General features: G+C 64.4%; 6 protein-coding genes. 5 read left to right on the plus strand and 1 reads right to left on the minus strand.

From position 1 onward, the window contains the following. Window positions 1–226: 226 nt before the first annotated feature. Entirely contained in the window at window positions 227–796 is a 570-nt protein-coding gene (locus ASB58_RS13130) for a carboxymuconolactone decarboxylase family protein (RefSeq protein WP_118131176.1), read from the minus strand. A 125-nt stretch (window positions 797–921) separates the two neighbouring features. Between ASB58_RS13130 and ASB58_RS13135 the strand changes: the two genes are divergently transcribed. From ASB58_RS13135 to ASB58_RS13155, 5 genes are all read left to right on the plus strand, one after another. Then, window positions 922–1,524 carry a TetR/AcrR family transcriptional regulator gene (locus tag ASB58_RS13135; protein ID WP_118131177.1) on the plus strand — a complete coding sequence of 201 codons (603 nt, stop codon included), beginning with the start codon at window positions 922–924 and terminating at the stop codon, window positions 1,522–1,524. Between the two features lie 98 nt (window positions 1,525–1,622). After that, window positions 1,623–2,753 carry a thiolase family protein gene (locus ASB58_RS13140; protein WP_118131178.1) on the plus strand — a complete coding sequence of 377 codons (1,131 nt, stop codon included), beginning with the start codon at window positions 1,623–1,625 and terminating at the stop codon, window positions 2,751–2,753. A 96-nt stretch (window positions 2,754–2,849) separates the two neighbouring features. Further along, entirely contained in the window at window positions 2,850–3,968 is a 1,119-nt protein-coding gene (locus ASB58_RS13145) for an efflux RND transporter periplasmic adaptor subunit (protein ID WP_118131179.1), read from the plus strand. 1 nt (window position 3,969) lies between these two features. Continuing rightward, window positions 3,970–7,068 (plus strand): efflux RND transporter permease subunit, encoded by a 3,099-nt coding sequence (locus ASB58_RS13150; protein WP_118131180.1) that lies wholly within the window; start codon window positions 3,970–3,972, stop codon window positions 7,066–7,068. 33 nt (window positions 7,069–7,101) lie between these two features. Further along, complete coding sequence (locus tag ASB58_RS13155; RefSeq protein ID WP_118131181.1) at window positions 7,102–7,665, plus strand: TetR/AcrR family transcriptional regulator; 564 nt, start codon at window positions 7,102–7,104, stop codon at window positions 7,663–7,665. Window positions 7,666–7,802 lie beyond the last annotated feature (137 nt).

The following is a 7,802-nucleotide window of genomic DNA, read 5'->3' on the forward strand; positions in this document are numbered from 1 at the left end:
GTGGCTCTTTTCCCCGATAAATCTGCGCTACTCGCCCGCGTAAACGGGACTGAATTGCGTGCACACGCCACCTCCGCTGATCGTGTCACGACGCTCTGCGTCCGGCTGCGGAGTTGCGGCTATGCCTGCCAGTTCGCTGGTCGAGCAGGAGCTCGACCCTCCCGGGCGCGCTGTCGGGAAGGCCGAGTTCCAACTCGGCCAGCGCGGAGCGGCGGATGTACCTGGATCAAGACGCCTTGCGCGCAGCCTTCGGCTCCCACACAAACGGCGCAAAGGCTCGATCCACGGGCGTTTGGGCGACGTGGTTGGTGTAGTTGCTCATGACTTTCTGGGCCAGTCCGAGGATCACTTCCAGCACCTGCTGCTGGCCGTAACCGGCGGCGTAGAAGGCGTCGAGCTGGGTCTGGTCGACTTCGCCGCGCTGGCGCAGCATGGCCAGGGTGAAGGTGCGCAGGGCTTCGAGTTTGCTGTCGGGCAGCGGGGTTTGGTTGCGCAGCGCCTCACTGATCTCGTCCGATACCTTCATCGCCCTGGCGATGCCGGTATGGGCCGGCACGCAGTAGTGGCAGCCGTGCTCGACGTTGATGGTCTGCCAGACCACGGTCAGTTCGTCGGCGTTGAAGCTAGTGTTCTGAAACAGCCCGTGCAGCAGCTGATAGCCCTCCAGCAGCGCCGGGGCTTCGGCCATGACGGCGTGCAGGCCGGGGATCATGCCAAAACCCTTGAGGGAGTTTTCCAGCAGCGGACGAGATTCTTCGGGGGCGGATTCCAGACTGTGCAGGGTGAATTCAGACATGGCTTGTTCCTCGGGTTGTGGTTTTTGATTGATTGCTCAAAAATACGCTAGCTGTATTTGAGTGATCGTTCAAGTTATTCTTGAGCGCTCGTTCAGAATCCCACCCCAAGACGCCTGGAGGCCCCATGCCCAGACCCGCCCGTCACGACCGCCAGCAGGCGCTGGAGCGCGCCGTTGATCTGTTCTGGAAGCGCGGTTATCACGCCACCTCGATGAAGCACATCGAGCGGGCGCTGGATATGCGCCCCGGCAGCCTGTACGCGACCTTTGGCAGCAAGGAGGGCCTGTTCAGCGAGGTACTCAACCGCTACGCCGAGCAGATGGCCGATGAGCTGAGTCGCTGCCTGCAGGATGGCGAGACGGGTCTGCAGGGCTTTCGTGACTATCTGCTGGTGCTGGCTGGGCCTTGCCAATGGCGCAACGGCGCCCCGCCGCGGGCCTGCATGCTGATCAAGACGCTGCTGGAAGTGAACCCGGAAGACCCGCAGCTGCGCGCCCAGGTGGATCGTATTCTCGGGCTGATGGAGCAGCGCTTTGCCGCTGCTCTGAAACAGGCGCAGGCGGCGGGTGAACTGCGCCCCGAGGTGGATTGCCAGCGGCTGGCGCGGCTGCTGCAAGCGCAGGTGATTGGCTTGCGCTGCTTTACCGAGCGGGCGATAGAGCCTGCGCACTTTGTCGAGCTGGCCGACGACATGGGCGCCCTGCTCGCCATCTATCAGACTCCCTGAGATCTTTTAAATTATGGTTGACATTTAAATGCGCTTTATTAAATTATGGTCGTAATTCAACGGGTCTGACGGACCCTCTGACCGTAAGGAGCACTGCCATGACCTCCATCGTGATCGCCGGTTACCTGCGTTCCCCATTCCAGTTCGCCCGCAAGGGTGGCCTGATCAACCTGCGCCCGGATGATCTGGCCGCTCAGGTGCTGCGCGGCCTGGTTGAACGGCTGGATCTGGACCCTGCCCTGCTGGAAGACGTGATCATGGGCTGCGCCTACCCCGAGGGTGAACAGGGCACCAACGTCGCGCGTATCGCCAGCTTCCGTGCCGGCTTCCCCGAGACGCTGGGTGGCGTGACGGTGAACCGCTTCTGCGGCTCGTCGATGACTGCGATCCACTTTGCCGCCGGGCAACTGATGCTGGGTGCCGGTGAGGCCTACATCGCCGCCGGTGTCGAGTCGATGACCCGGGTGCCGATGGGCGGCTTTACCCCCTCGCCCAACCCGACCCTGCTGCAAACCTTCCCTGAGGTCTACATGGCAATGGGGCACACCGCCGAGGAGGTGGCGCGGCGCTTTGAGGTGAGCCGCGAGGATCAGGACGCGCTGGCGGTGCTGTCGCACAGCAAGGCCGCCAAGGCGCGTGACCAAGGCCTGCTGGCAGATGAAATCGTGCCGGTCACGACACCGGATGGGGTGGTCAGTGAAGACGGTTGTATTCGTCCGGGGACCAATATGGAGGCGTTGGCTGGCCTGAAACCGGCCTTTGGCGGCGTCGTCACGGCAGGCACTTCCTCGCCGCTGACCGACGGCAGCGCCGCCGTGCTGGTCTGCACCGAAGACTTTGCCCGACGCCACAAGCTGCCGATGCTGGCGCGCATCAAGGCGACGGCGGTGGGCGGTTGTGCACCCGAGATCATGGGGATGGGGCCGGTCGAGGCGACGCGTAAAGTGCTTGCCCGCAGCGGGCTGACCATCAATGATGTCGACCTGATGGAAATCAATGAGGCGTTTTCCAGCCAGTCACTGGCTTGTCTGCGTGAGCTCGGCATGCCGCTGGAGCGCGTCAACCTGGACGGTGGCGCGCTGGCGCTGGGGCACCCGCTGGGAGCGACGGGGGCGCGCATCACCGGCAAGGCGGCGGCCCTGCTCCAGCGTACGGGCGGCCGTTATGCAGTGGCTACCCAGTGCATCGCCGGTGGTCAGGGGGTGGCCACCTTGCTGGAAGCGATCTGACAGGTAGTTGAAAAGCGGGCACCTCGCCGAGGCTTTTAGGCGCTTGTCTGAATTCAGATAACAACAGGGCCGGTAGTTGGCCCGCAGGGAGTGAGCATGAAGTCTGCAGCCAAATGGGCGGTATTGGTGGGTCTCTTGGGCGTTTTGCTGGGATGCCGCAACGACGCAGAGCCGGTGCCTGAGAGCAACGCCGCGCCGGCGCGTCTGGTGCTGTCGATGGCCGTTCACCCGGTTGCCAGTGACGGCGCCCTGTTTACCGGCGTGGTAGCCGCCCGCACCGAGAGCGAGCTGGGCTTTCGGGTCGCTGGCGAGGTGATCGAGCGGCGGGTTGACCCGGGTGACCGGGTCAAGCGTGATGACGTGCTGCTGGTGCTGGATGTAGACGACTTCGAACTGGCCCTGCGGGCTGCTCGGCAGCGCGTGCGCTCGGCCGACGCCTCGGTACGGCAGCTGCAGAACGATGAAAAGCGCTATCGCCAGCTGGCCGACAACGGTGCGATCTCGCGTCAGGCGCATGATCAACTGGTCACCGAGCTGCGCGTGGCCGAAGCCAACCTGGCCTCCGCCCGCGCCGACGCGGAGCAGGTCGAGAACCGCCGTGGTTACTCGACCCTGACCGCCGATGCCGATGGCGTGATTACCGACGTGCTGGTCGATCAGGGTCAGGTGGTGGCCGCCGGTCAGGTGGTCGCCCGGCTGGCCCACAGCGGTGCACGTGAAGCGGTGATCAATATCCCGGAAACCCAGCGTGCGCTGGCGAGCAGCTCGGCGCAGGCATTCCAGTTCGGGCAGCCCGATACGCCGATTGGCGCGACCCTGCGCGAGTTGTCGGCGGTAGCTGACCCGGTCACCCGGACCTATCGTGCGCGTTATGTCCTGGATACCGCTGCCGAGCCACTGGCGATTGGCTCGACGGTGAGCATCCGCCTGCAGGACAGCGAACGCGCCCCGCAGTTGCGGGTGCCGTTGGGGGCGTTGCTCGATCAGGGCAATGGCAAGGGTACCGGCGTCTGGGTCATCGATGGCGACAGCCGCGTGCGCTTTACCCCGGTTGAGGTCGCGCGCCTGGGCCAGGAGTTTGCGGTGCTCAGCGGGGGGCTTGAGGACGGCCAGCGGGTAGTCGCGCTGGGGGCGCATCTGCTGCATGAAGGCGATGCCGTGAAGCCGCTGCCTGAGGGCAAGCTGGCTGGGTCCGACGCTGCACGGAGCCTTTGACATGAGCCGTTTCAATCTGTCGGCGCTGGCGGTGCATAACCCGGCGGTGACGCTGTTTCTGATTATCGCGGTGTTGTTGTCGGGGGCCTTTGCCTTCAGCAAGCTGGGCCGCGCCGAAGACCCCTCCTTTACCGTCAAGGTGATGACCATCACGGCCGCCTGGCCGGGTGCCACCGCGCGTGAAATGCAGGAGCAGGTGGCCGACCGGCTGGAGAAACGCCTGCAGGAGCTGGATTACTACGACCGGGTGGAAACCACCGCCCAGCCGGGCTTTGTGTCGATGAAGGTGCAGTTCCTCAACTCCACGCCGCCGGCGCTGGTGCCCGAGCTGTTCTACCAAACCCGCAAAAAGCTCAGTGACGAGGCCGCCCGGCTGCCGAGCGGCGTTGCCGGCCCTTTCTTCAACGATGAATACAATGACGTCTACTTCGCGCTCTACGCGCTGGAGGCCGGGCAGTTGCCGCACCGCCAGCTGGTGCAGCTGGCCGAGCGCATGCGTCAGGATTTTCTGCAGCTGCCGGGCGTGAAGAAGGTCAACGTCCTCGGTGAGCAGGCGCAGCGCATCTACGTCGAGTTCTCTTATCAGCGGCTGGCCACCCTGGGGCTGACGCCGGAGCAGATCTTTACCGCGCTGGCGCGGCAGAACGCAGTGGCGCCGTCCGGCTCGGTGGAGACTTCCGGACCGCGGGCCTATATCCGCCTGGATGGCGCCTTCGACAGTCTGGAGCAGATCGAGAATGTGCCGGTGGTGGCCAACGGGCAAGTCCTGCGCATCGCTGATGTCGCCGAGGTGCGTCAGGGCTATGAAGACCCGCCGAGCTACCGCATTCGTCATCAGGGCGAGTCGGCGCTGATGCTCGGCGTGATCATGCAGAAGCACTTCAACGGGCTGGACCTCGACAGTGCGCTGCAGGCCCATGAGGCGCAGGTACAGCAGAATTTGCCGCTGGGCATCGAGTTCACCAAGGTCTCTGACCAGGCCAGCAAGATTCGCAACGCGGTTGACGAATTCATGCTCAAGTTCTTCGTCGCGCTCGGCGTGGTGATGCTGGTCAGCCTGCTGGCGCTGGGTTTCCGCGTGGGTCTGGTGGTCGCCGCTGCAGTGCCGCTGACGCTGGCCGTCGTGTTTGTGGTGATGATGATGACCGGCCGCGAGTTTGACCGTATCACCCTGGGCGCGCTGATCCTGTCGCTCGGTCTGCTGGTGGACGACGCCATCATCGCGATCGAGATGATGGTGGTGAAGCTGGAAGAAGGCATGGATCGGCTCGGTGCGGCGACCTACGCCTGGTCGTCCACCGCCGCGCCAATGCTGACCGGCACCCTGGTGACCATCATCGGCTTTCTGCCGGTCGGCTTTGCCCGTTCCGGCGCCGGGGAATACGCCGGCAATATCTTCTGGATTGTCGGCTTCGCGTTGATCGCCTCCTGGGTGGTGGCCGTGGTGTTCACGCCCTATCTCGGGGTGAAGATGCTGCCGAACATTGCCGCCAAGCCGGGTGGGCATGATGCGCTGTACGATGGCCCGGTCTACCAGCGCCTGCGTTCTACCGTGCTGTTCTGCGTACGCCATCGCTGGCTGGTGACCGGCCTGGTGCTGGCAGCGTTTGTGCTCTGCGTGATGGGCATGAAGGTGGTGAACAAGCAGTTCTTCCCCAACTCCGATCGCTCCGAGGTGATCGTCGAGGTCTACATGCCGCCGGGCACCGCGTTCAAGAACACCGAGGCGGTGGTTGGCCGCATCGAGCAGGCGATCATGGCCGAGCCGCAGACCCTGATGGTCGACTCCTATGTGGGGGGCGGTGCGCCGCGCTTCTTCCTCTCGCTCAACCCCGAGCTGCCGGATGCGGCCTTTGCCAAGCTGATTGTGCAGACCACCGATGCGCACACCCGTGATGCGCTGATGGCGCGCCTGCGCGAGCGGGTCAGCGCCGGCGAGTTTCCGGAAGCGCGGGTGCGGGTGACCCAGCTGGTGTTCGGCCCGCCGGTGCCCTTCCCGGTGGTGTTCCGTGTCAGCGGGCCGGAACTGGGCCCGCTGCGAGCGATTGCCGAGCAGGTGCGTGAGCGCGTCGAGGCCAACCCGCTGACCCGCGATACCTTTATCGACTGGGGCGAGAAGGCCAGCAGCTACCGTCTGCAGCTGGACCAGGATCGGCTGCGCTTGCTGGGCTTTACCCCGGCGCAGGTCAAATCGCAGGTCAATGCCCTGCTCTCCGGCAACCCGATTACCGAGGTGCGCGAAGGCACGCGCACCGTGTCGGTGGTGGTGCGCGCGGTGGATGCCCAGCGGCAGAACCTCGGCAGCATCGAGGATATGACCATCACCAACGATGCCGGTCAGGCGATTCCGTTACGGCAGGTCGGCAGCTTCCAGCCGGTCATGGAAGACCCGATTCTGCGCCGCCGCGACCGTGAGCTGACCTTTGAGGTGCGTGCCGACATCGTGGCCGGAACCCAGCCGCCGGACGCCGCCATGGCCGCCTATGGTGATCTGGGCGATCTGGTCGACAGCCTGCCGGCGGGCTATCACATCACCATCGGTGGCCCGGTAGAGGAAAGCGCGATTGCCAACCAGGCGCTGGCGGTGTTGTTCCCGATCATGATTCTGCTGATGCTGGTGGTCATCATGTTTCAGGTGCGCTCGTTTGGCTTGATGTTCATGGTCTTTGCCACCGCGCCGCTGGGGCTGATTGGCGCGGTGCCGGCGCTGCTGGTGTTCAACCAGCCGTTCGGTTTCAACGCGATTCTGGCGCTGATCGGCATTGGCGGCATTCTGATGCGCAATACGCTGATCTTCACCGACCAGATCCAGCAGAACCAGCGTGCCGGTATGGCGATTCGCGAGGCGATCATCGAGGCTACCGTGCGTCGCGCACGGCCGGTGGTGCTGACCGCGCTGGCGGCGGCGCTGGCGTTTATTCCGCTGACCTTCTCGGTGTTCTGGTCGTCGCTCGCCTTTGTGCTGATCGGCGGGGTAACCATGGGTACCCTGCTGACGCTGCTGTTCCTGCCGGCGCTCTGTGCGCTGGTGCTGGAGCGCCGGGCGCGTTCGTCGGCTGACGATGAATCGACTGGAGCGACTGCCGGGCATTCGGTGTAAGATGATGAGCGGCATTCAATAACCGGAGGCGTCATGCGCTATTCAGAAGACCACAAGGCCAGAACCCATCAGCTGATTCTCGACGAGGCGGCGCGCCGATTCCGTCGGGACGGCGTCGGTGCGACGGGCCTGCAACCGTTGATGAAGGCCCTGGGCCTGACCCACGGGGGCTTCTACGCGCATTTCAAGTCCAAGGACGAGCTGGTGGAAAAGGCGCTGCGCCATGCGGTGGATGGCCTGAAGGCCTCGCTGGCCATGCACACCGGCCCGGATGTGCCGCTCAGCGCGCTGTTCGATACCTACCTGTCCGCCGGCCACCGCGCCAACCCCGAGCAGGGCTGCCCGCTGCCGACCATCTCTGCCGAACTGGGCCAGCGCGGCCAGCAGAGCGAGATCACCGACGAGGTGGTGCAAGACCGGCTGGACAATATCGCCAGCAAGCTGGAAGGCGACGACAGCCGGGCGCAGGCCGTGCTGGTGCTCTCGGCGATGGTCGGCGCGCTGCTGCTGTCGCGCAGCGTCAAGGATGAAGCCCTGTCTGCCGAGCTGTTGAGCAGCACTCGCGAGCAACTGAAGGCGCTGACCGAGTCGGCTTGATTTGTAGTCGGTAAATGAAAAGCCCTGCTGGGAACAGCGGGGCTTTTTTGTTTGAAACCTAATGTCCGAGTAGTGCAAAACGCCGGTCCAGGTCGGCATGCCGAATGCTCGGATGGTGAAGTGTGCACCGGCGGTCT

The organism is Pseudomonas abyssi (genome assembly GCF_003444685.1).
Classification (GTDB): Bacteria; Pseudomonadota; Gammaproteobacteria; order Pseudomonadales; family Pseudomonadaceae; genus Halopseudomonas; species Halopseudomonas abyssi.

Bases quoted from the DNA above. Each gene is read 5' to 3' on its own strand.
- ASB58_RS13140 (WP_118131178.1), top strand. From the start codon at position 1,623: ATGACCTCCATCGTGATCGCCGGTTACCTGCGTTCCCCATTCCAGTTC.
- ASB58_RS13135 (WP_118131177.1), top strand. From the start codon at position 922: ATGCCCAGACCCGCCCGTCACGACCGCCAGCAGGCGCTGGAGCGCGCC.
- ASB58_RS13145 (WP_118131179.1), top strand. From the start codon at position 2,850: ATGAAGTCTGCAGCCAAATGGGCGGTATTGGTGGGTCTCTTGGGCGTT.
- ASB58_RS13150 (WP_118131180.1), top strand. From the start codon at position 3,970: ATGAGCCGTTTCAATCTGTCGGCGCTGGCGGTGCATAACCCGGCGGTG.
- ASB58_RS13130 (WP_118131176.1), bottom strand. From the start codon at position 796: ATGTCTGAATTCACCCTGCACAGTCTGGAATCCGCCCCCGAAGAATCT.
- ASB58_RS13155 (WP_118131181.1), top strand. From the start codon at position 7,102: ATGCGCTATTCAGAAGACCACAAGGCCAGAACCCATCAGCTGATTCTC.